This window comes from Streptomyces hirsutus, from assembly GCF_001418415.1.
GTDB lineage: Bacteria > Actinomycetota > Actinomycetes > Streptomycetales > Streptomycetaceae > Streptomyces > Streptomyces hirsutus.
Genome location: NZ_LIQT01000143.1, coordinates 1 through 21,566, shown reverse-complemented (window position 1 = coordinate 21,566; position 21,566 = coordinate 1). Strand labels below are relative to the sequence as shown.

The window sequence follows — 21,566 nt, the reverse complement described above, 5'->3', positions numbered from 1 at the left end:
GTGGTGGTGGCAGTTCGCCGCGCAGCAGGTGGAACAGGTGGAGGCAGTAAGCGGCGGTGGCGCTGCCGGCGCCTGCGGCGAACTGCCACCACCACAGGGCGCTGTCGGGTTCCTGGGCAAGGTTGAGCACGCAGCCGAAGTGCAGTGCGCCGTCGGCGTCGGAGGGGGCGTCGGCGATGCGGGCCAGGCACCCGGCGGCGTCGGTGCTGTGGATGAGTTCGGTGGACAAGGCCGTCAGTGCCGCTTCCGCGCCGTCGAGTGCGGTGGGGTAGCAGCCCTCGGGTGCGGGGCGGGCGCCGAACATCAGGGTGGCGGTGACGTCGCGGACGATCTCCTGTTTCAGTGCGTCGAGGTCGGCGTCGGTGACCGTGTCCGGGAGGGCGGCCTGGTCGAGGTACTCGTCGAAGCTGCGCGGCACGGTCTTACTCCTTCTCCTCGTCGTCACCCAGGTCTATGCCGAGCTTGGTGGCGATTCGCTTGCGGGCCAGGCGCCGGTGGGTCCGGGCCGTGGCCGGGTTGATGCCCATGATGTTGGCGGCCTGTTTGCAGGGGTAGCCCAGCACGTATTGCAGGATGATCACGTCGAACTGGCGTTCCGGCAGTGCGGCGATGGCCGTATAGAGGCCGAGGGGGGGACTCTATGGCCGCCAGCTGCGTGCGCATGTTCTCCAGCGTGGCACGGACGGCCTCATGAACGGCGGTGGTTCGCGCATTCCCGGCGGGCGTGGTGCTGCGCCCGTCGGCGGCGGGGCCGACGGTCATGCGCATGTGGAGCTCGACGCTCATCTTCAGCACACGCCAGGCGTACGCCTCCGGTCCGCCGTCCTCGAGCAGGACCACGGCCCAGTTGAGGGAGAGATGGGTGTAGAGACGGCGCACGACACTCTGGGCGGCCTTCATGTCGCCCAGCACGGTGGCTGCGTAGCGCAGTTGCGGGCGAGCGTACATCCGGTAGAAGGCGTCCAGGTCGGACGGCATCTCGTAGTGGATGCCCTGCAAGGAGTTCAGTTCCTCCGAGGTGGTGGGGAGGGCGGAGCGCGCGTCACTGTCCTCGGGGACCGACATCGTCATGCCTCCTCGTCCCGGACGGAGGCCGCAGCACGGGCCTCGGTGGCCACGGCTCGTACCGGCTGCGTGCTCAGCAACTCGGCGACGCCGATCCGGGCGCCGGCGCGCAGCAGTCGACGCATCCCCGCGACGATGTCGGGGAGGAAGACGCGCACAGCGGTGATGGCCGCCAGTAGCGCGAGCAGATCGTTCACGGTCACGGGACCTGGTCCTCTCCTGCCAACGCAACGTCAACTCATCGTTCACGGAGGAGAGATGACGCCGCGGAGGACACCGCTCTGGGTCCTCGACTGCAGGATTTCTGATCGGAGGGGGTAAACGCGCATGCCCTACCCGACCAAATTTCTACTCAAGGTGATCACCTCGGCACACGCAGGCATAGACCACAGCGTTAAGTTACCGCTCGGACACCAGCGGCGACCAGGGGGAACACATGCACCACGCCGCCCGGAAGGGGTCATTCCCGGCCATCTGAACACCTTGCCGAACCTTCGAACACGTGAGGGACGTCACAGGTGCGGAATGTTTCGCGGGCTGAACAACTCGGGCGTTCTGTCCGCATTCCAGCAGGCGGGCGACCGTGAGTTCTGGCTTCGCAACGCGGCTCTCCTGGACCGCGTCGCGCTCTCGGAAGAGGAGACTCGCGCGCCGGAGGCGGCAGCCCGCACCGCCCTCGTGGCCGTTCGGCCGGCGAAGCGCTTCACCGCGTACGAGTGCGCGCCCTCGGAGCCGACCCTGAGGGGCGCCGAACTCGCCACCGACGCCGATCACCGTGAGTACGTCCGCGAGCAGGACCACGCTTGGAGCCCCGACCGGCTCCGCTGAACGGGCCCGGGGCGGCAGTCGACGACTTCCGGACTTCCGTGCCGAACCGGGACCGGACCCACCTGCCGCGAACAGGGTGGTCAGCGGCCGAACACCTGGGTCCAGGTCCAGTCGCTCGTGACCACGCCGACGCCCATCGTTGTGAGCGAGCAGTTGAGGATGTTCGCGCGGTGGCCCTCGGAGTTCATCCACGCCTCCATGACGCTCTCGGCGGAGCTCTGGCCGCGGGCGATGTTCTCGGCACCCGGGCTCGGGTGGCCCTGCGCCGTGACGCGGTCGACGAAACTGCTGCCGTTCTGCCCGGTGTGCGAGAAGTAGTTGTTGGCGGACATGTCCTCGCTGTGCAGCTGGGCCGCCTTGTTCAGGCGGTTGTCGAGCGTCACCGGTGAGCAGCCCGCCGCGGCCCGTTCGGTGTTGGTGAGGGCCAGGACCTGGGCGGCCCGGGTGCCTCCCGGAGCGGCCGCGGGCGCGGTGGACGGTGCCGGCTCGGGGCGCGCCGACGTCTTCTCCGGCTGTACGGGGGCGGCGGCGGACTTCGTACGGGTCGCCTCGGAGCTCGGTGTGGCCGAGGACTTCGGCTTGCGTGAGGCGTCCGGCGAGGCGGAGGCCGAGGGTGAGAGTGAGGGTGAGGACGACGCGGAGGCGGAGGCAGCGGCGGATGCGGAGGAGGAAGGGCTCGGTGACGCGGGCTCGGACGCGGTGGATCCGGGACGGCCGGCGGAGGCCGACTGCACCTTGTCCGCTTCGCCGTCCGGTGTCAGGAGGGCCCACCCGGATATCGCGCCGCCGGTGACCAGCAGCGCCGCGGCCACGGCCGCGATGTTCCTGCTCCGCCTCCTCCGTGCGCGGTTCTGCGCGCGGCTGCCCGCGGGGCCGTTCGTACGGCCGCGAGTGCGGTCGCCTGCGCTGCGGTTCGCACGGCGTCGGCCCACCTCCACCGTCCCGAGGTTCTCGGCCGGGGAGCCGGCGGGCACCGGGCCGCCCGTTTCCCCGTACGGCTCCGTCGGCGTTTCCCCGTACGACGCTGTCGCCGTGTCCCCCGGCTCCGCCGTCGCACGGCCCGCGAAGGACATCGGCGCCGCCTCCGCCGTCCCGGCGCCGAGAGCGGTGAGCAGGCCCGCCGCCACCGGCACCAGGCCCAGTCCGACCAGCAGGCCCTCCGCCGGGACCAGCCCCGACTGGAAACCCGCGCAGACGGTGCAGTCCCGGGCGTGGCGTGCGATGCGCTTGCGCCACAGGGCCGAGGGGACGCCGTCCCAGGCCTCGGTGATGTCGTCCAGCAGGACGCAGCGCGGCTGTGCGGACAGTGCCCGCACCACCAACCGGGCCGTCTCCAGCTGGGCCTTCATCCGCTGCACGCGCACCGCGGTGTGCTGCGGCGGCAGCTCCAGTGCGGCGGCGACCTCCGCCCGCGTCAGCTCGCCCGCCGCCTCCAGCCACCACAGCGACAGCAGGGCCTGGTCGTCGGGGTCCAGCCAGCGGGTGGCCTCGGCGGCCTCGCGCCGCTGGCCCTCCAGTCCGAGCCGCAGGATCGTCAGGTCCACGAAGTCGGCGCCCGGGTCGGCGACTTCGTACGCGTCGTGCAGGCCCGAACGGACCGGCGCCGCCCCGCCGTGGCTCTCGCTGCGCCAGTGGCGGCGTATCTGGTTCATGGTGATGGCGACCAGCCAGGACCGGAAGCTGCCGGGGTCCTTCAGCGAGCCGAGCGAGCCGAGGGCGCGGAGCATGGTCTCCTGCACCACGTCCTCCACGTCGGGGTGCCCGTTCAGGGCCCGGCCCACGATGTTGTAGACCAACGGGAGGTGGGCGGCGACGAGTTCGTCCTGGGCCCGCATGTCGCCGCGCCGTGCGGCCTCGACCGTCTCCCTGCCGGGTTCGCTGCTCGCTGCCACGCTCGTCCACGCTCCTTCTCGGTCCTGGCTCGTACTGCACTGTCACAAGAGGAGAGCCGTCACCGAGGGCCGGATAACACAAAGCGCGGGAGTCATTCCAGCACGCGCGAACCCCCCTCCACGTACGCGCGTTCGACCACGACGGGGCGAGTGTGGCACAGGGCCCCGTGCGGGACAGTGAGCGCCGTCACCGTCCGCCTCACTTGGTCCCCACCGTCCTGAGCGCCGTGAGCACCAGGGTCCGGGCCACCGCCACCGTCTCCCGCAGGGACACCTGCTCGCGCGCGCTGTGCGCCACCGCGATGTCCCCCGGCCCGAACTGCAGCGTCGGTATCCCCGCGCCGGTGTAGTGCCGCAGGTCGCTGCCGTACGTCGCCCCGCGCTGCCGGGGGGCCGGGCCGCCCGTGGCGTCCGTGTACGCGGCGCCGACGACGTCCGGCAGCGGGTGTCCCTCCTCCAGCCGGCCGCTCGCGAACAGGCCGCCCGGCCAGGTCACCGTCGCCGGATGGTCGCGCAGCCAGGGGTCGGCGGCACAGGCCCGGGCCACGCACCGCTCCAGGTCGGCGCGCGCCTCGGCCGGGTCCTCGCCGAGGCGTACACCGAGCCGGCCCTCGGCGACCAGCAGGTCCGGCACACTGCTCGCCCAGTCCCCGGACCGTACGGTGCCCACCGACAGCGCGTACGGGATCGGGTACTCGGCGAGCAGCGGGGACGGGTCCCGGTTCCGCTCGGCCTCCAGGTCGGCGAGCGCCCGGTGCAGCGGCAGATACGCGTCGACCGCGCTCACCCCCTGCTCCCGCGCGCTGCCGTGCGCCGCCTTGCCGGGCACCGCGAGCCGGAACGTCAGCGCGCCCGCGTTCGCGGTGATCAGGGTGCCGGCGGTGGGCTCGGCGATGACGCAGGCGTCGCCCCCGTGCCCGCGCTCCAGGGTGCCGAACGCGCCGACGCCGCCGTCCTCCTCGCCGACGACGAAGTGGGCGGCGACCCGGCCGCGCAGGCGTATCCCGGCCGCCCGTATCGCGGCGAGGGCGGCGAGGTGCGCGGCGAGCCCCGCCTTCATGTCGCAGGCGCCGCGCCCGTGCACGACGTCCCCGGTCACCCGCGGGACGAACGGGTCGCCGTCCCCCCAGGCCTCGAGGTCGCCGGGCGGTACGACGTCGACGTGGCCCTGGAGGATCAGGGTGGGCCCGTCACCGCCGTCGGGGGTGGTTCCGACCAGGCCCCACGCCTCCTCGCGGGGCACCTCCATGCCCGGGAAGCCGGGATGGGCGCGCAGCGCGGGCAGGTCCATGGACCACAGGTCGACCTCCATCCCCAGCCACTCCAGCCGGCCGGCCAGTTGGTGCTGGAGTTCGGACTCGGCGGCGCTCCCGGTCACGCTCGGCACGCCGATCAGCTCCAGCAGGGTCCGTCCCAGGGCCGCCTCGTCGATCGCCGCCAGCGCGGCGGTCTCCTCATCGGTCAGCACGTCGTCACTCCTCCCCTTCCGGGGCGCGTACGGAGCGCCCCCGCTCGCATACATGCTCACCTCCGACGGTCCGTACGCGGCGGCGGGGACGGCGACGGCGGCATGGGACCGTCACTGACACCGGCACCGGCACCGGCACCGGCACTGGCACCGGCACCGGCACCGGCGCGTCAGGTGCCCAGGTCCTCGTCGGCGGAGTCCGTCAGCGGGCCGCCGCCCACCGTGAAGCCGATCACCGTTCCGCCACCGGGCCGGCGGACGGCGTACGGGGCGCCCCCGTGGGTCAGGGCCACCTCGCGGACGATGGACAGGCCGAGGCCCGAACCGGGGAGGGAGCGGGCGTCGGCGGCGCGGAAGAAGCGGTCGAAGACGCGGACCAGATCACCTGCGGCGATGCCGGGCCCCCGGTCGCGGACCTCCACCCGTATCGTGCCCGGCCGGGCGGGCCCCGCGACCGTGATGTCGATGGGCGCGGTGCCGTTCCGGTCGAACTTGACGGCGTTCTCGACCAGGTTGGACACCGCCCGCGTCAGCATGCCGGGCCGTCCGTCGGTCGTGGTGTCGCCGCTCGCGTGGACGGTGATCTCGCGTCCGCCTCGGCGCCGTGCCAGTGCGGCCACGCCCTCGGCGATGTCGGCGAGGTCGACCCGGCACGGCGGCTCGGTGTCGGACTGGCCGGCCGCGAGTTCGACGAGTTCGTTGACCAGGTCGGTCAGTTCACGGGCCTCCTGGGTGAGGTCGGCGACGAGTTCCTCGCGGGTGTCGGGAGGGAGCTCGTCGATACGGCGCAGCAGGGAGATGTTGGTCCGCAGGGAGGTGAGCGGGGTGCGCAGTTCGTGGCCCGCGTCCTGGACGAGTCGGCGCTGGTCGTCCTCGGACTGGGCGAGCCGGCCGAGCATCCGGTCGAAGGCGCGGCCGAGCCGCCCCACCTCGTCGTGACCGGTGACGGGCACCTGGATGCCGAGCCTGCGGGTGCGGGCGACGTCCTCGGCGGCGGCGGTGAGGACGACCAGGCGGCGGGTGATCCGCCGGGCCAGCCACCAGCCGAACAGACCGGCCGCGGTCACCACCGCCGCCATCAGGACGAGCGTGCGCCGCTGGAGGGTCCGCAGCAGGTCCTCGGTGTCGCTGAACTCCTGCGCGACCTGCACCGCGCCCCGGCCGTCGCCCAGCGCGACGGTCGCGACGCGGTAGATGTCGTCGCCGACGTCGACGTCCGCGTGCTCGACCACCCGCCCCGCCGTGGCGGCGCCCGCGACCGCGCGGTCGGCGGCGACCACCGGCAGCCCCGGGTCGCCCGGGTCGACGATCCGGCCGTCCGGCCCGAGCACCTGGACGTCCGTCCGGGCGGGCCGCACCAGGTCGTGGCCGGGGGCGGCGGAGGAGAAGTCGACCGGTGCCATCCGGTTCGCCCGCACCTCGCCGCGCAGGTCCTGCACGACCTCGTCGAACACCATCTGCTGGTCCACCCGCAGCAGCCGGGCGGCGGCGCCGTACGACAGGATGCCGATCAGGACGGTGACCGTGGCCGTCACCGCGGCGAAGGCCACCGCGAACTTGGTGCCGAGCGACAGCAGCCGCAACCGACGCCGCCCGGCCGGGATACCCGACGTGCGCGACGTACCCGGAGTACGCGACGTACCCGGAGTACGCGACGTACCCGGGGCACGCGACGTACCCGGGGCACGCGACGTACCCGGGGCACGCGATGTACCCGGGGCACGTGAGACGCCCGGGGTAGGTGAGGTGCCCGGGGTAGGTGAGGTGCCCGGGGTAGGTGAGGTGCCCGGGGCGCCGACGGTGTCGCGCGCCACTCAGTCCTCCCGCAGCACGTAACCCACCCCGCGCACCGTGTGGATCAGCTGCGGCGCCCCGGGTTCGTCGAGTTTGCGGCGCAGATAGCCGACGTAGACGGCGAGGTTCTTGGAACCCGGGCCGAAGTCGTAGCCCCAGATGCGGTCGTAGATGGTCGAGTGGTCGAGGACGATGCCCGCGTTGCGGATCAGCAGCTCCAGCAGTTCGAACTCGGTCCGGGTCAGCTCCAGCTCGCGCCGGCCCCGCCAGGCCCGGCGCGCCCGCGGGTCCATGCGCAGCCCGGCCGCCTCGACGAACCGCCCTGCCGCCGGGTCGCCCGTCCGCCCGTCCGTCGTCCCGGATGTCCCGGGCGTCCCGGAGTTCCTGGGTGTTCCTGAGGTCTTGGGTGTTCCCGAGGTCTTGGGCCCCGGCTCCCGCGTCGACGACTCGACGGACTCGGGAGCGGGGGCGGGCGCGGGTGCCGCCCGGCGCAGCAGGGCGCGCAGCCGGGCGAAGACCTCCTCGACGTCGAACGGCTTGACGACGTAGTCGTCGGCTCCCGCGTCCAGCCCAGCGATCCGGTCGGCGGTCTCCACCAGCGCCGTCAGCATCAGTACGGGGGTGCGGTCGCCCTCGGCGCGCAGCACCCGGCACACCTGGAGCCCGTCGATGCCGGGCATCATCACGTCCAGCACGAGGACGTCGGGCCGGCTGCGGTGGGCCTGCGCCAGCGCCTCGACGCCGTCGGCGACCGCGGTGACCCGGTAGCCCTCCAGGATCAGGGCGCGCTCCAGGGCGTTGCGGATGGCACGGTCGTCCTCGGCGAGCAGCACGGTGGGGGTGTGGGACGCGGTAGGGGGCACGGGTGCCAGTCTGCCAAGGACCGCCGCCCCGGCGAACGACCGGTGGCCCGGACACCGCCGCCCTCTCGTCCTCCCGCCCTCTCACCCGGACTGCCGTGCGCCCCGTGATCCGGTCACGGTCCGGCGCACGGCCCTGCTCGCGGTCCGGTCGCAGGCGTCCCCACCCGCGACCGGATCCTCGCGAGCGACCGGAACCGGACGGAACCGGTCGCCTCACCCGACGGCCGCTGTCCAGGAGACCGCCGGGAGCTCTGTACTCAGCGCCTTCGGCGCGTGCAGCGCGTGCAGCGCCCCGGTGCGCTCAGCCCGCCGACCGCAGCGCGGCCAGCTGCTCCTCGAACGGCACCACGTTGCGCGCGTCGAACTTGTCGCCGGCCGCGCCCCCGCGCGTGACACTGATCGCGCCGCCACCGTCCGCGCCGCCGCCCGTACCGCCGCCCGTACCGCCGGAGGCGGCCGACAGCGCGCCCGTCAGGGCGGCCAGCTCGCCCGCCGCCCGCTCGATCCGGGCGTCCAGGCCCTTGTCGCCCCAGTCCTGGGACGCGGCGTACACCCCCGTGGGGACGACGACCGCGCGCAGGTGGGCGAAGAGGGGGCGCAGGGCGTGCTCCAGCACCAGCGAGTGCCGGGGCGTGCCCCCGGTCGCGGCGATCAGCACCGGCTTGCCGGCCAGCGCCTCCCGGTCCCGTACGCCGAGCACGTCGAAGAACGACTTGAACAGCCCGCTGTACGACGCCGAGAACACCGGCGTGACCACGATCAGCCCGTCCGCGCCGGTCACGGCGTCCATCGCCTCGGCGAGCGCCGGTGCCGGGAAACCGCTGGTGAAGTTGTGCGCGATGTCGACCGCGAGGTCCCGCAGTTCGATCACCCGCACGTCGGACGGGGCCTGCCCGGTGGCCGCGGCGGCCAGCCGTTCCCCGAGCAGCCGGGTGGACGACGGCACGCTCAGCCCGGCCGATACGACGACGACGCTCATACCGTGGTCACCTCCCGGCCGGCCAGCAGCGAGGAGTGGGTCGGGGCGTCCGGCACGTCGGCCGGGCGGTCCTTGGCGAACTCCTTGCGCAGCACCGGCACGACTTCCTCGCCGAGCAGGTCGAGCTGCTCGAGCACGGTCTTCAGCGGCAGGCCCGCGTGGTCCATGAGGAACAGCTGGCGCTGGTAGTCGCCCGCGTAGTCGCGGAAGGACAGCGTCTTCTCGATGACCTGCTGCGGGGAGCCCACGGTCAGCGGGGTCTGCCGGGTGAACTCCTCCAGCGAGGGCCCGTTCCCGTAGACGGGGGCGACGTCGAAGTACGGACGGAACTCGCGCACCGCGTCCTGCGAGTTCTTCCGCATGAACACCTGGCCGCCGAGGCCGACGATCGCCTGCTCGGGCGTGCCGTGCCCGTAGTGCGCGTACCGGGCCCGGTACAGCTCGATCATCCGCTTGGTGTGGTCGGCCGGCCAGAAGATGTTGTTGTGGAAGAAGCCGTCACCGTAGTACGCGGCCTGCTCGGCGATCTCGGGCGAGCGGATCGACCCGTGCCAGACGAACGGCGGTACGTCGTCCAGCGGGCGGGGCGTGGAGGTGAAGCCCTGCAGCGGGGTGCGGAACTTGCCCTCCCAGTTGACGACGTCCTCGCGCCACAGGCGGTGCAGCAGGGCGTAGTTCTCGATGGCGAGGTTGATGCCCTCGCGGATGTCCTTGCCGAACCAGGGGTAGACCGGCCCGGTGTTGCCGCGCCCCATCATCACGTCCACCCGGCCGTCGGCCAGGTGCTGGAGCATCGCGAAGTCCTCGGCGATCTTCACCGGGTCGTTGGTGGTGATCAGCGTGGTCGAGGTGGAGAGGATCAGCTTCTCCGTGCGCGCGGCGATGTAGCCGAGCATGGTCGTCGGCGAGGACGGCACGAACGGCGGGTTGTGGTGCTCGCCGGTGGCGAACACGTCCAGGCCCACCTCTTCCGCCTTCAGCGCGATGGCAACCATGGCCTTGATCCGCTCGCGCTCGGTGGGGGTACGCCCCGTGGTCGGGTCGGGCGTGACGTCACCGACGCTGAAGATCCCGAACTGCATGGCCGCTCACCTTCCAGATTGTTGACGGTTCAACTATACCCATGAACGGGTCCCCCTCTCCCGTTATTCCGAAAACCCGCGTGCGAAGCTGCCCGCATGCTGATCGTCCGCTCCGCCGCCCTGTTCGTCCTCGCCGCGATCCTGGAGATCGGCGGCGCCTGGCTGGTCTGGCAGGGCGTACGGGACAACCGCGGCTGGATGTGGGCGGCCGGCGGCGTCCTCGCCCTCGGCGCGTACGGATTCGTCGCGACCTTCCAGCCCGACGCGCACTTCGGCCGCGTCCTCGCCGCGTACGGGGGCATCTTCGTCGCCGGTTCGCTCCTGTGGGGCGCGGTCGCGGACGGCTACCGCCCGGACCGCTGGGACATCGCCGGCGCGCTGATCTGTCTGGCCGGGATGGCCGTGATCATGTGGGCCCCGCGCCACGGCTGACCCCACGGGTCCACCACTCCCATCACCCCCACCACTCCAACCTCACTCACCACTCCCACCGCACCCACCACACTCACGCGGCACCGCTCCGCACTGGCGCACCCGTGCGCCCGCGCGGGCCGGGGCCGCCCCGGCGGACCGCCCGCTCCCGCATATCCTGGCCGGGCCCGGCACCGCAGTCGCCCGCATGGAGGAGCCCCATGGCCGCCGCAACACCGTCCGCAGCGTCGCGTATCGCCGTCGTCACCGGCGCGAGCAGCGGGATCGGGGCCGCCACGGCACGCGGACTCGCCGAGGCCGGTTACCGCGTCGTCCTCACCGCCCGCCGCAAGGACCGGATCGAGGCACTCGCCGAGGAGCTGCACGCGGCGGGCCACACGGCGACCGCGTACCCGCTCGACGTCACCGACCGCGCGGCCGTCGACGAGTTCGCCACCGCGTTCAGGACCATCGGCGTCCTGGTCAACAACGCCGGCGGCGCGCTGGGCGCCGACCCGGTCGCGACCGGCGACCCGGAGGACTGGCGCCGGATGTACGAGACCAACGTCATCGGCACCCTGCACCTCACCCAGGCCCTGCTGCCCAAGCTGGAGGCGAGCGGCGACGGCACGGTCGTCGTCGTGTCCTCGACCGCCGGGCACGCCACCTACGAGGGCGGCGCCGGCTATGTCGCCGCCAAGCACGGCGCCCACGTCCTCGCCGAGACCCTGCGCCTGGAGATCGTCGGCCGGCCCGTCCGCGTCGTCGAGATCGCGCCCGGCATGGTGAAGACCGACGAGTTCGCCCTCACCCGCTTCGACGGCGACGAGGCGAAGGCCGCCCAGGTGTACGAGGGCGTCGCCGAGCCCCTCACCGCGGCGGACGTCGCCGACACCATCACCTGGGCGGTGACCCGCCCCAGCCACGTCAACATCGACCTGCTGGTCGTCCGCCCGCGCGCCCAGGCGTCGAACAGCAAGATCCACCGGGAGCGCTGAGGGCGGCACCGGCTCCCGCGGTCAGCCCTTCACACAGACGACCTGCTTCAGCTTCGCCACGACCTCCACGAGGTCCCGCTGCTGGTCGATGACCTGCTCGATCGGCTTGTACGCGCCCGGAATCTCGTCCACGACACCGGAGTCCTTGCGGCACTCCACACCCCGCGTCTGCTCCTCCAGGTCCTTGGTCGAGAAGCGCCGCTTCGCCGCGTTGCGGCTCATGCGGCGGCCGGCGCCGTGGGACGCCGAGTTGAAGGAGTCGGCGTTCCCGAGGCCCTTGACGATGTACGAACCGGTGCCCATGGAGCCCGGGATGATCCCGAACTCGCCGGAGCCCGCGCGGATCGCTCCCTTGCGGGTGACGAGCAGGTCCATGCCGTCGTAGCGCTCCTCGGCCACGTAGTTGTGGTGCGCGCTGATCTCCGTCTCGAAGGCCGGCTTCGCCTTCTTGAACTCCTTGCGGATCACGTCCTTCAGGAGCGCCATCATGATCGAGCGGTTGCGCTTCGCGTACTCCTGCGCCCAGAACAGGTCGTTCCGGTAGGCCGCCATCTGCGGGGTGTCCGCCACGAAGACGGCGAGGTCGCGGTCGACCAGGCCCTGGTTGTGCGGGAGCTTCTGGGCCACGCCGATGTGGTGCTCGGCGAGTTCCTTGCCGATGTTCCGGGAACCGGAGTGCAGCATCAACCAGACAGAACCGGTCGTGTCCGTGCAGATTTCGACAAAATGATTCCCGCCGCCCAGCGTTCCCATCTGCTTGCCGGCCCGCTCGTGACGGAACTTGACCGCTTCCGCCACCCCGTCGAACCGCCCCCAGAAGTCGTCCCAGCCGCCGGTCGCGAACCCGTGCAGGCGGGCCGGGTCCACGGGGGTGTCGTGCATCCCGCGCCCGACCGGGATCACCTGCTCGACCTTCGAGCGCAGCCGGGACAGGTCGCCCGGCAGGTCGTTCGCCGTCAGGGACGTCTTCACCGCCGACATGCCGCAGCCGATGTCGACCCCCACCGCCGCCGGGCACACCGCGCCCCGCATCGCGATGACCGAGCCGACCGTCGCCCCCTTGCCGTAGTGCACGTCCGGCATCACGGCGAGGCCCTTGATCCAGGGCAGGGTCGCCACGTTCCGCAGCTGCTGGAGGGCGCCCTCCTCCACCGACGCCGGGTCCGTCCACAGGCGGATCGGCACCTTCGCGCCCGGCATCTCCACGTACGACATATTTCCCTCATTCCCCCGAAAAACAAACAGAAGTGCGAAAGCGCAAAAACCGTCGCCAGGATCGACGAAAGGGACTTCGGACCGGCGTTCACGGCAGTGCGTGCGATACACATTGTCTGCCGGGGGTGCCCCCGTGCGGCAAGCGAATAAGCAGCAAGGACACTGGTAGACCCCGCGGGCCGAGGCCCGCGCCCACCGTCGAGAGGAGCCCGGCCGTGCAGCGGAGGGCCTACGTACCCGGCGTCGCCGCGCTCCTCGCGGCCCTGCTGGCCGGATGCACCGGCAGTTCGGGCGACGGGAGCCCGTCGGACAACTCCAATCCGGGCAGCGCCGGGACGGCGTCGCAGGCGGCCCAGCCCGGCAGGTACGCCACGCTTCCGGAGCCCTGCGGCGCGGTCGGCCCCAAGACGCTCGACGAACTCCTGCCCGGCATCGGGGAGATGACCGACGAGGCCCAGCGGACGAAGGCGTACGCGGGCGAGGCGACGCTCACGTACGACACCGACCGCAAGGTGGGCTGCAGTTGGAAGGTGGAGTCGGTCGAGGCCACCAACCGCCTGGTGATCGACTTCGAGCGGGTCGTCTCCTACGACCACGCCGTCAGCGACGACAGTCAGGCCGAGGAACTCTTCGCGACGAAGCGGACGGCGGCGGACCTTCCGGAGCCGACCGCCACGGAGTCCGGTTCCGCGGGCACGGACGACGACGCCGGCGAGGGCGGCGGCAGCGCGTCCGCCGATCCGGACGCGTCCTCGTCCCCCTCGGCCCGCCCCTCCGAAACCTCCGGTTCTTCCGGTTCTTCCGGTTCTTCCGGTTCTTCCGGTTCTTCCGGTGCCGACGCCGCGGCGGCCACCAAGACCTCCGGCTCCGGCTCGCCGTCCGAGGGCGGGTCCTCCCCCGCGTCACCGTCCGTCCCGCCCGCCGACCTCCAGCCCCGCCTGCTGGACGAATTCGGTGACGAGGCCTTCATCGACGACGAGCTGAGCAGCTCCGGATCCACCGTCAAGCAGCGCTCGGTGACTGTGGCGTTCCGCACGTCCAACGTGATCGTGACGATCGAGTACGCGGAGCAGCCGGCGACCGTCGGCACCGTCCCGGACAGCAAGGAAATGCAGGACAGGGCGCGGAAACTGGCCTCTCTGCTGGCCGGTTCGCTGAGCGGCTGAGCCTCGCGCACGCCTCCTTCACGGCCCTGCGCGAAGCATCCGAAGGAAGACCACACGGTGGACTCACCGCGTACGGTGACCCCCTGGAGCCCGTTTTGACCGCAGGGAACACGAGCGTCATGAGTGAAGGAAGCATGCAGCGACGAGCACAGCGAGACAGGGGGACCCCACCCACGTCGTCCGGACAGCGGGGGAGAGTGAAGCGCCTCCACCGCGTCCTTGTCGGCGCGGCGGCCGTCCCCGCGATGCTGATCGCCGCCGGCTGCTCCTCGGACTCCGGCTCCGACGACGGCAAGGACAAGGCGGCCGACGGTTCGGCGTCGGCGTCCGCATCCGCGAGCCCGTCCCCGACGGTGCGGGCTGCGGTGTACAAGGATCTGCCGGAAGCGTGCGACGTCCTGTCGAAGAAGACCCTGGAGGACCTCGTACCGAAGGCGAAGTCGGGCAAGGAGAGCCAGTCCGACGACATCTCGACGCGCGCCGGCTGCTCCTGGGACAGCCTCGCCAGCAAGGGTGTGGACGGTTCGCAGTTCCGCTGGCTGAGCGTGTCGATGCTGCGCTTCGAGTCGGACACCACGCGGGGCGCGGGCGACGAACTGGCCAAGGACTACTACGACAAGCGGGTCAAGGAGGTCCAGGCCGCCGAGGGCGCCGAGGACACGGCGTCCGAACCGGTCGCGGACACCGGCGACGAGGCGACGGCCGTGCGCTACGACCTGAAGAAGAAGGAAGGCACCTTCAAGCAGCAGACGGTCGTGGCCCGCGTCGAGAACGTCGTCATCGCCCTCGACTACAACGGGGCGGGTCTCGCCGGCGACAAGGCGCCGAACGCCGACGACCTGATGCAGGACGCGAAGAAGGCGGCGAAGGAAGCGGTGAAGACCGTGACCGGGTCCAAGGACGGCAAGAGCTCCGGCGGGGCCGCCGAGAGCGGTTCGCCGTCGAAGCCGGCGTCCTCCCCGGCACCGGCGAAGGACTGAGGTCCGGGGGCCACGGCGACGTGCCCCCGGACGGGCGCGAAGACGGGATCAGCACGTGCCCGAAGACGTGCCCGAAGGCATGCGGTGAAGCTCCGATACGGAACCGGCCACTCGTTCTCCGCACACATGTGCCACTCTGTTGCGCGCAACAACACGCTTGAGGAGGGGAGTACGGGTGGCCGCGCCCATTCATCTGACACGGACGCACCGGATTCTCATCGGCGTGGTCGTCGCCGGAGCCGTGGTCATCGCCGGCATCGGCTTCGCGGGGTCCTACGCGGCCGTCCGCGAACTGGCCCTGCAGAAGGGCTTCGGGAACTTCAGCTACGTGTTCCCGATCGGCATCGACGCGGGCATCTGCGTCCTGCTGGCCCTGGATCTGCTGCTGACCTGGATCCGCATCCCCTTCCCGCTGCTGCGTCAGACGGCGTGGCTGCTGACGGCGGCGACGATCGCCTTCAACGGTGCGGCGGCCTGGCCGGATCCGCTCGGCGTGGGGATGCACAGCGTGATCCCCATCCTGTTCGTGGTCTCCGTGGAGGCCGCCCGGCACGCGGTCGGCCGGATCGCCGACATCACCGCGGACAAGCACATGGAGGGCGTCCGCCTCACCCGGTGGCTGCTCTCGCCGATACCCACGTTCCTGCTGTGGCGGCGGATGAAGCTGTGGGAACTGCGGTCCTACGAGCAGGTCATCAAGCTGGAGCAGGAACGTCTCGTCTACCAGGCCCGGATGCGCTCCCGCTTCGGCCGCAGCTGGCGTCGCAAGGCCCCGGTGGAGTCCCTGATGCCGCTGCGCCTGGCCAAGTACGGCGTCCCCCTCGCCGAGACGGCCCCGGCGGGTCTGGCGGCGGCCGGTATCGAACCGGCGGTGATCCCGCCGGCCCCCGAGCACCGGGCCACCGTGGACGGCCCGGCCGCCGCGGCACCGGCGCTCTCCCTGCAGAAGGCGGCCCCGCCCGCCGAACAGCGCCCCGAACTGACGGGCGGCCCCGGCAACCGCGGCGACCACGGCACCTCCGGTGACGAGAACGACGGCGGCGCGCACGACGAGGACCACCGCGACGGCGGCCACCGCGCCGCCCAGGACCCCCGGGCCTTCCGCGACACCCGGGGCCCCCGGGACGTCCCGGACGCGCCGTTCATGCCCCCGTACGAGCAGCACGGCCCGAACGCCCCGTACGAGCAGCAGCCGCCCGACCCGGACCAGAGCTCGTGGCTGCACGCCCGGGACCCGCAGTCCGTCGAGTACCACGGCGGCTACGACCCCACCTACGACCCCGCCGAGGACCCGCAGTACGCCGCGTGGGCGGCGGAGCAGGAGCGGGCCGAGCAGTACCGCGGGCAGTTCGAGGAGGCACCCCCGGTGCAGGAGCCGTCCCCGGAGGACACCGGCACCTTCCCCATCCCGGTCGGCCCCGGCCGTACCCGTGAGCTGGGCGAGGGCGGCGGCACCCCGGAGGCCCCGCTCCCGGACGAGGAGGCCTACTACCAGGTCTTCAAGCGGTCGATCAGCGACAGCGGCTACCCGACTCCGCGCGAGTTCGCCGCCAACGTCGAGGCGACGTACGGCCGCACCCTGCCGGACGCCGAGGCCAAGCGCATGGTCATGGAATTCCAGGAAAAACACTTCGCGGAGCTGGAGGAGGACCACATCGCGTGACCCGCACGCGAACGGCGAGGGGCTGCCCGGTGTTCTCACCGGGCAGCCCCTCCCCCGGAGATGGACTGGATCACGGAGGTGCTGGAGCACTACCCGGCCGAGGCGCGTCCTCGCTTCGAGCGTGACTGGATCCGATGACCACGATCGGCGAGCGGCTCGCGCCGGAAATCGAGCGGATGAGGACGGCGACGTACCACTGCTACGCCACCACCATCCGGCGCCCATCACCGCCTTGGACAAGGCGATGGGGAAGCCGGATCTCTTTCAGCGGCTCCCGTCCTCCGCCGTCATCAGGTCGACCCGCCTTGCGCTGTTGTGAACGGTCTGCGAAGCCGCGCAAGCGACCGCCGTCCACAAGCACAAGGCTTCTGGACGGCGGTCGTGATCCATCAAGGGGTACCGGTGCCTACGGCTTCACCGGATCACCGTTCCCCACGCTCAACCACCACACATCGTCGTCGCGGGTGAGGTCGAGCACCTGCTTCCGGCCGTCACCGAAGCGGAGTTCCACGGTGGCCAGGCCCGGTGCGACGGGGTCGGCCACGACTGCTTCGACCGGTTTGTCGGCGTGCGTGCCGAACTCGGCGATCAGGTGTTGTGCGGCCTCCTCCCGGCCGGTGTACCACGGGGCACCGACCCCGGCCAGGTCCGCGGCGTCACCACCCCGGAGGCGTTGGATATACACCTTGAGGACCAATTCGACCTCGCGAGCGACCTCCTTGACCTCGGGGTAGGTGGACTCCGCGGCGCGGACCGTCACATTCACCTCGGGGGTGTCCCGCAAGGCGTAGGGCGCCGGTTCATGGAGCAGCCACCATGCGAGGACGCCTCCGCCCAGACACAGGGTGACGAGTGCCGCCACGAACCACTTGGCTCTTGAGGTCTTGAGCATCAGTACCACTCCGGCCTGACGCGGTGGATGTTCGCCCACGTGCCCCTCTGGCTTCGGATGTAGGTGTCGAGGCGCTGGTTCAGGCGGTTGTTGTTGTGCGCGCTCACGTAGGCCTTCCCTTTCGACATCTTGGTGATGACGCCCGCGTGGTCCCACCCCCCCTTTCCACCCCAGTTGAAGAAGACCACGTCGCCGACCTTGGCCTCCTTCTGCTTGGATTCGGTGTTCACGATGCCGTAGCTGTGCTTGGACAGGAACGTCTCCATCTTGTCAGCGACGGTCCACGTGTGAGAGTTGGTGTAGTAGAACCCCCCACCCGAGTGCGGCGGCGAGGAGTGCTTGATGCGCCACCAGTTGTCCACGCTCTTCTTGTTCTTGTTTTTTCCCTTCATGCGCATTCCGCCACCGTGGTACAGCGCCTTGGAAACGTAGTTGGTGCAGTCCTGGCTGTACTCGTGCCGGTCGTTCCAGTGAGCCCTGGCCCATTTCGCTGTACCACTGTCATTCACGGTGGCGTACGGCGTGTACTGGGTTTGGTCCACAGCAAGTGCGCCGAGGGTAGAGGGGACCTGCCTCGTGGATGCCGTGGGAGAGATGTCGCTCTCCACGCTGCTGTGCGTCACAGCACCGTAGGCGTCGTCACCCTTGGACATCCGCTGTTCGTACTGCGCGGCGTTCATCTTGCTCCGCAGTACGGGCGAATCCTTCCCGGAGAAGGTGTAGAGGGTGGTTGTCTCGTCGGTCTCTGGTTCCTCAGGTGTGTCGGCGAGCGTTCTCTTTTCATTCACCGTGGCACGGACGGTCACCGAGCCGTCAGCAGAAGGCATCGCCAGCACGTCCGACAGAGTGGACGTGATGGACGTATAGGTGAGGCTGTCTGCTTTCAGGGCGTCGCGAGTATCGATCAGCCAGAATTCCTCCGCCTTCAACAACCAGGAGTACTTCTCGGCATGGGGCCGACCGTTGATCGCGGCGCTTGCACTGTTGTGCGCGCCGGTGTTCAAAGCAGCGGTGGCTTCGAGATACTCGTTGACGGTCGCCGTGTAGGTGGCGGCACTCAGGGGAGCACGCAGCGGCCTGACTGCATCGCTGGTGACCGTGCTGCTGGTGCCGTACGGGCTCGAGGCGCTCGCCTTGAAGGTGTAGGGAGCGTCGTTGGTGAGGCCGGTGATCACCATGTCCGTACCGTGCGTGGTGCGCTTGGCTGCCACGGCGCCGTCGGCATCCAGTGCGGTCACCTCGTAGGTGAGGTCCGTGTCGTTGTAACCGCTGTCCGCGCTGGCGTCCCACATGACCAAAGCTCCCCCGTCCCCCGCCCGCGCACGGAGCCCTTCAGGCGGTGACGGCGGTGTGGCTGGCCCGTACTCGACCGTGAATGTGGCCGAGGTGAAACTGATGCCCGCCGTGCTCGGCGCAGTATCCGCCCTTCGCAATACCAGACCGTGGTTGATGTTGGCGCCGTCGGTCCAGCCGGTGACGAGACCGGTGACGTCGATCGCCCAAGGGGCCGCCGCATCCAGGTTGACACCCGGAGCCGTGACCTTGTCCAAGTCACTTCCCGTCCCCGTGGTGGCCCATGCATCGTTGAGAGCATGTACGGCCAGGTCGGGTGTTGTCGCGCTCGACTGCAACTGCAGTGTGGCACCGGTCACTCGCGCTCCGGCAGGAATCTTCGACAGGTCGGCCTTGAGATAGGTGCGCCAGTTCTTGCCGGAGACACTGCCCACCTTCAGCGCCGTGCCGGTTTCGCCGACACAGGTGGCCGTACCGGTGCAGACGGTGGCCTTGGTGAGCGGAACGCTCACCGACATACTGGCGGGCGTCTCGACGACCTCCGTACCGGATCCTGCGGCTATCGCGGTCTTCTCGGTCCATGCGGAGCACTTGCCCTCGTAACAGGCTCTCATCGACCAGTTGAACGGCCCACCGGAATCGAGCCGGTCGGCAGGAATCTTGAAACCGGCGCGCTCGCCGTTGGGCACGAACTGACTGCCCAAGGTCTGGGTCCCACTGGCGTTGCCGAGCCGGAACTGGGCCTCGACCATGCCCCCATTGGGCGAGGTGACAACGCCCGTGACCAGGGGAGAGGTGGTATCGGTCGCTCCGGCCTGGAGCTGGGTGGGCAAGTCTGCGGGCAGCACAGCGCTCGCGTCGACCTGGAGCGCCGTCCAACCGGACCAGTTGGAGGTATCGATCCCGTCACTGGTGCGCGCCCGAACCCGAAGGTGGGTGCCGTCCGGCAGCGCCGAAGCGGTGGGAACCTGCGTCGTGGCCACGGTGTCCGGCGTGAACTTTGCGGTCTTCCCGGTCCAGGTGTACGTGGTGTCGGCGAATCCAGGATCGGGCTGAATCTGGAATTCGGTCGTCAACGCGGACTCGACGTCACTGTCACCGACCTTGGCCTGGAGGGTGGGCGTGAGCGACCGAACCACAAGTGGGGTGCCGGCCTTACGAGGGCTGACCCCCAACTCCGTGGGAGTCGTCGGCGCGGAGTTGTACGTAACGATCAGTGACGGCTCAGTCCCGGAGTCGTGCGACCCGTCGACGTAGTTAGCCGATCGGTAACGCCGCCAGGTGAGGGGGTCTTTCTCATTCACAGCCGCCAGACGCACCCCGTAGTTGGGCTGACCGTCCGCCCACGCCTGGACGATGCCGTCGACGTCCCACGAGACCTGTCCAGCGGGGCAATTCGCGTTGTAGCCCTTTGCCGCCTTCGATACGGGAGCCGCCGCAGTGGTCGTACTCGGCTGCTTCGCCCAGGAGATGGCGGAGGGGTCCCAGTCGCTGGTGACCCGTCGGACCTCGATCCCCGCATTGTCCGTCGAGCAAGTCGACGACCAGTGGGAGAAGAGACGCAGGTCGGCGTCGATGACGCGCTTGCCGCGGAATCGGGCCGCATCGAACTTGAGGTAGGAACGAGCACGCTCCGACCCGTCGTACGTCCCCGCCTTCAGTTCGGTGGAGCCGCGCTGGGACGTCGGATAGGCAGCATCCTGGACCCAGGTGTCCGTGACGGGACCGAGCAGCGTGTTGGTCGGATCCACAGTCACGGGGTATCTCACGTCAGGATCCTGCAGGAACGAATGGTCCGGCGTGAGAACCAGAGTCTGCCCGTCACCGCTGCCCTCCACCGTGACGGCGACATCGGTGACATCAGCCGGCTCACCGGACGCAGCGCGCTCAGTAGCTCCCCACATGACGGGAACGGGCGCCGTGGCCACATCTCTGCCGTCCTTGCTCTCCCAGAGCAGCCGTTCATCAGAAGCCTTACGGAGCGTCAAGCCGTCGGCAGCGACGGGTATTCTCAGCTCCACCTGCTCCTTCGGCCGTTCCTTCAGCACGAGGAGATGCGAGAAGCCTTCCGGCAGTGCGGAGACCACCAGATCGGCGTTGGGCTGAACATCGCTGTAGGTCGCGGTGTTGCCCTCGAGCGTCGGCCGGGGAAGATCGCCGTCCCAGCCGATGCCGAGCGTGTGACTGCCCTCGCTCACTTCCGCGAGAGCACCCGAACCACCATCGGAGAAGCTGATGTCCGCTGCGGCCTGCATCGGCTGCACAACCCCATCACGGCGAACGAGCGTCGTGTCGACGTCTCGCCACGTTCCGCTCTCGTCCTTGACCCTCGTCGGTCCGGTGGACGACTCCTCGGTCACCGAGCCGTCGGGATTGACGTAGGCAGTTGAACTTTCCGTACGCAGCGCGGTGACCTCTACGCGCTGACCAAGCAAAGCCGCGCGGATACGCGCCGCACCGACCTTCGCCTCGACGTCGTCAGACTCCTCCGCCACGGACGAGACAGGTTGTGCGGTGGAGGCGTCGGCCTGCAGCCCCGGGACGCCGATCTCGACGGCTAAGCAGCCAGCCAGCGCGTACAAACTGAACCCGAGTATGCGCGAACATCTGGGTCCGCGTCTCTTCCTCATTTTGGATCCCCCCATTCACAGAAAAGAACAAGGATCTTCATACTTTCTCCCGCATGCACAGGCAATGAGACGTAAGCCACAACACCCCCGTGGCGCGTCCGCCGCCGTCGCTGCCTGCTTCGGCGCCCACGGACGTCCTGAGCGGCATCGTGCGCGCGACGCAGCTGGTCGGCGGAGTTCGTGGCCGTGGTAGCGGCTTCACCGATGACGCGGGCGTCGGTGGCGAAGCCACGGCGCAGAAAGTGCCCTGACCAGGAGCCGGAAAAGCCGACGGCGACGTCAGGCTCTCGACCCGCACGCGGACGAGCACACGGACGAGCAGGCAGCACGAGGACGGGGCGCCCGGT

Annotated in this window: 17 protein-coding genes and 1 pseudogene; 6 read left to right on the top strand and 12 right to left on the bottom strand. The window is 70.4% G+C overall.

Annotated elements, in window-relative coordinates:
* From AOK11_RS11280 to AOK11_RS11275, 3 genes and pseudogenes are all read right to left on the bottom strand, one after another.
* Window positions 1-418, bottom strand: a pseudogene (locus tag AOK11_RS11280) (hypothetical protein); the annotation flags it as partial.
* Window positions 419-422: 4 nt separating this feature from the next.
* Window positions 423-581, bottom strand: a complete 159-nt coding sequence (locus AOK11_RS39610) for a sigma factor-like helix-turn-helix DNA-binding protein (RefSeq protein WP_240497299.1) — start codon at window positions 579-581, stop codon at window positions 423-425.
* Between the two features lie 486 nt (window positions 582-1,067).
* Window positions 1,068-1,268, bottom strand: a complete 201-nt coding sequence (locus AOK11_RS11275) for a hypothetical protein (RefSeq protein WP_055593527.1) — start codon at window positions 1,266-1,268, stop codon at window positions 1,068-1,070.
* Window positions 1,269-1,590: 322 nt separating this feature from the next.
* On the opposite strand from AOK11_RS11275, the gene AOK11_RS11270 reads away from it, so the two are divergent.
* Complete coding sequence (locus AOK11_RS11270; protein WP_055593526.1) at window positions 1,591-1,893, top strand: hypothetical protein; 303 nt, start codon at window positions 1,591-1,593, stop codon at window positions 1,891-1,893.
* 80 nt (window positions 1,894-1,973) lie between these two features.
* On the opposite strand, the gene AOK11_RS11265 is transcribed toward AOK11_RS11270, so the two are convergent.
* The 6 genes from AOK11_RS11265 to AOK11_RS11240 form a co-directional block, all read right to left on the bottom strand.
* Complete coding sequence (locus tag AOK11_RS11265) at window positions 1,974-3,728, bottom strand: sigma-70 family RNA polymerase sigma factor (protein ID WP_055593531.1); 1,755 nt, start codon at window positions 3,726-3,728, stop codon at window positions 1,974-1,976.
* Window positions 3,729-3,984: 256 nt separating this feature from the next.
* Window positions 3,985-5,253 (bottom strand): ArgE/DapE family deacylase, encoded by a 1,269-nt coding sequence (locus tag AOK11_RS11260; protein WP_055593525.1) that lies wholly within the window; start codon window positions 5,251-5,253, stop codon window positions 3,985-3,987.
* 170 nt (window positions 5,254-5,423) lie between these two features.
* A complete protein-coding gene (locus AOK11_RS11255; protein ID WP_240497298.1) occupies window positions 5,424-6,836 on the bottom strand; it encodes a HAMP domain-containing sensor histidine kinase in 1,413 nt (470 codons plus the stop codon).
* A gap of 231 nt (window positions 6,837-7,067) precedes the next feature.
* The gene (locus AOK11_RS11250) at window positions 7,068-7,910 is read right to left on the bottom strand and encodes a response regulator transcription factor (protein WP_063793455.1); all 843 of its coding nucleotides are present in this window, start codon (window positions 7,908-7,910) and stop codon (window positions 7,068-7,070) included.
* 301 nt (window positions 7,911-8,211) lie between these two features.
* Window positions 8,212-8,889: an FMN reductase gene (locus tag AOK11_RS11245; protein WP_055593524.1), complete on the bottom strand. Its 678-nt coding sequence runs from the start codon at window positions 8,887-8,889 to the stop codon at window positions 8,212-8,214.
* Window positions 8,886-9,971, bottom strand: coding sequence for an LLM class flavin-dependent oxidoreductase (locus tag AOK11_RS11240; RefSeq protein WP_055593523.1), 1,086 nt, complete (start codon window positions 9,969-9,971; stop codon window positions 8,886-8,888). Before AOK11_RS11240 ends, AOK11_RS11245 begins: the two co-directional genes overlap by 4 nt.
* A gap of 96 nt (window positions 9,972-10,067) precedes the next feature.
* On the opposite strand from AOK11_RS11240, the gene AOK11_RS11235 reads away from it, so the two are divergent.
* Window positions 10,068-10,403 carry a YnfA family protein gene (locus AOK11_RS11235; RefSeq protein ID WP_055593522.1) on the top strand — a complete coding sequence of 112 codons (336 nt, stop codon included), beginning with the start codon at window positions 10,068-10,070 and terminating at the stop codon, window positions 10,401-10,403.
* Between the two features lie 200 nt (window positions 10,404-10,603).
* Entirely contained in the window at window positions 10,604-11,380 is a 777-nt protein-coding gene (locus tag AOK11_RS11230; RefSeq protein ID WP_055593521.1) for an SDR family NAD(P)-dependent oxidoreductase, read from the top strand.
* 21 nt (window positions 11,381-11,401) lie between these two features.
* Here the strand turns inward: AOK11_RS11230 and AOK11_RS11225 are convergent, their stop codons facing one another.
* A complete protein-coding gene (locus tag AOK11_RS11225; RefSeq protein WP_055593520.1) occupies window positions 11,402-12,595 on the bottom strand; it encodes an RtcB family protein in 1,194 nt (397 codons plus the stop codon).
* A gap of 215 nt (window positions 12,596-12,810) precedes the next feature.
* Here AOK11_RS11225 and AOK11_RS11220 point away from each other — a divergent pair, with 215 nt between their 5' ends.
* The 3 genes from AOK11_RS11220 (at window position 12,811) to AOK11_RS11210 (ending at window position 16,404) form a co-directional block, all read left to right on the top strand.
* The gene (locus tag AOK11_RS11220) at window positions 12,811-13,761 is read left to right on the top strand and encodes a hypothetical protein (RefSeq protein WP_055593519.1); all 951 of its coding nucleotides are present in this window, start codon (window positions 12,811-12,813) and stop codon (window positions 13,759-13,761) included.
* A 119-nt stretch (window positions 13,762-13,880) separates the two neighbouring features.
* Complete coding sequence (locus AOK11_RS11215) at window positions 13,881-14,741, top strand: DUF3558 family protein (protein ID WP_055593518.1); 861 nt, start codon at window positions 13,881-13,883, stop codon at window positions 14,739-14,741.
* 175 nt (window positions 14,742-14,916) lie between these two features.
* The gene (locus AOK11_RS11210) at window positions 14,917-16,404 is read left to right on the top strand and encodes a DUF2637 domain-containing protein (RefSeq protein WP_055593517.1); all 1,488 of its coding nucleotides are present in this window, start codon (window positions 14,917-14,919) and stop codon (window positions 16,402-16,404) included.
* A 406-nt stretch (window positions 16,405-16,810) separates the two neighbouring features.
* On the opposite strand, the gene AOK11_RS11205 is transcribed toward AOK11_RS11210, so the two are convergent.
* Together AOK11_RS11205 and AOK11_RS11200 are read right to left on the bottom strand one after the other, a co-directional pair.
* Window positions 16,811-17,296, bottom strand: coding sequence for a hypothetical protein (locus tag AOK11_RS11205; RefSeq protein WP_063793454.1), 486 nt, complete (start codon window positions 17,294-17,296; stop codon window positions 16,811-16,813).
* On the bottom strand, window positions 17,296-21,171 hold the full coding sequence (locus tag AOK11_RS11200; RefSeq protein WP_167353780.1) for a DNRLRE domain-containing protein: 3,876 nt from the start codon (window positions 21,169-21,171) through the stop codon (window positions 17,296-17,298). Before AOK11_RS11200 ends, AOK11_RS11205 begins: the two co-directional genes overlap by 1 nt.
* Between the last annotated feature and the right edge of the window lie 395 nt (window positions 21,172-21,566).

Bases quoted from the DNA above. Each gene is read 5' to 3' on its own strand.
- AOK11_RS11235 (WP_055593522.1), top strand. From the start codon at position 10,068: ATGCTGATCGTCCGCTCCGCCGCCCTGTTCGTCCTCGCCGCGATCCTG.
- AOK11_RS11225 (WP_055593520.1), bottom strand. From the start codon at position 12,595: ATGTCGTACGTGGAGATGCCGGGCGCGAAGGTGCCGATCCGCCTGTGG.
- AOK11_RS11230 (WP_055593521.1), top strand. From the start codon at position 10,604: ATGGCCGCCGCAACACCGTCCGCAGCGTCGCGTATCGCCGTCGTCACC.
- AOK11_RS11270 (WP_055593526.1), top strand. From the start codon at position 1,591: ATGTTTCGCGGGCTGAACAACTCGGGCGTTCTGTCCGCATTCCAGCAG.
- AOK11_RS11265 (WP_055593531.1), bottom strand. From the start codon at position 3,728: ATGCGGGCCCAGGACGAACTCGTCGCCGCCCACCTCCCGTTGGTCTAC.
- AOK11_RS11245 (WP_055593524.1), bottom strand. From the start codon at position 8,889: ATGAGCGTCGTCGTCGTATCGGCCGGGCTGAGCGTGCCGTCGTCCACC.
- AOK11_RS11205 (WP_063793454.1), bottom strand. From the start codon at position 17,296: ATGCTCAAGACCTCAAGAGCCAAGTGGTTCGTGGCGGCACTCGTCACC.
- AOK11_RS11240 (WP_055593523.1), bottom strand. From the start codon at position 9,971: ATGCAGTTCGGGATCTTCAGCGTCGGTGACGTCACGCCCGACCCGACC.
- AOK11_RS11215 (WP_055593518.1), top strand. From the start codon at position 13,881: ATGAGTGAAGGAAGCATGCAGCGACGAGCACAGCGAGACAGGGGGACC.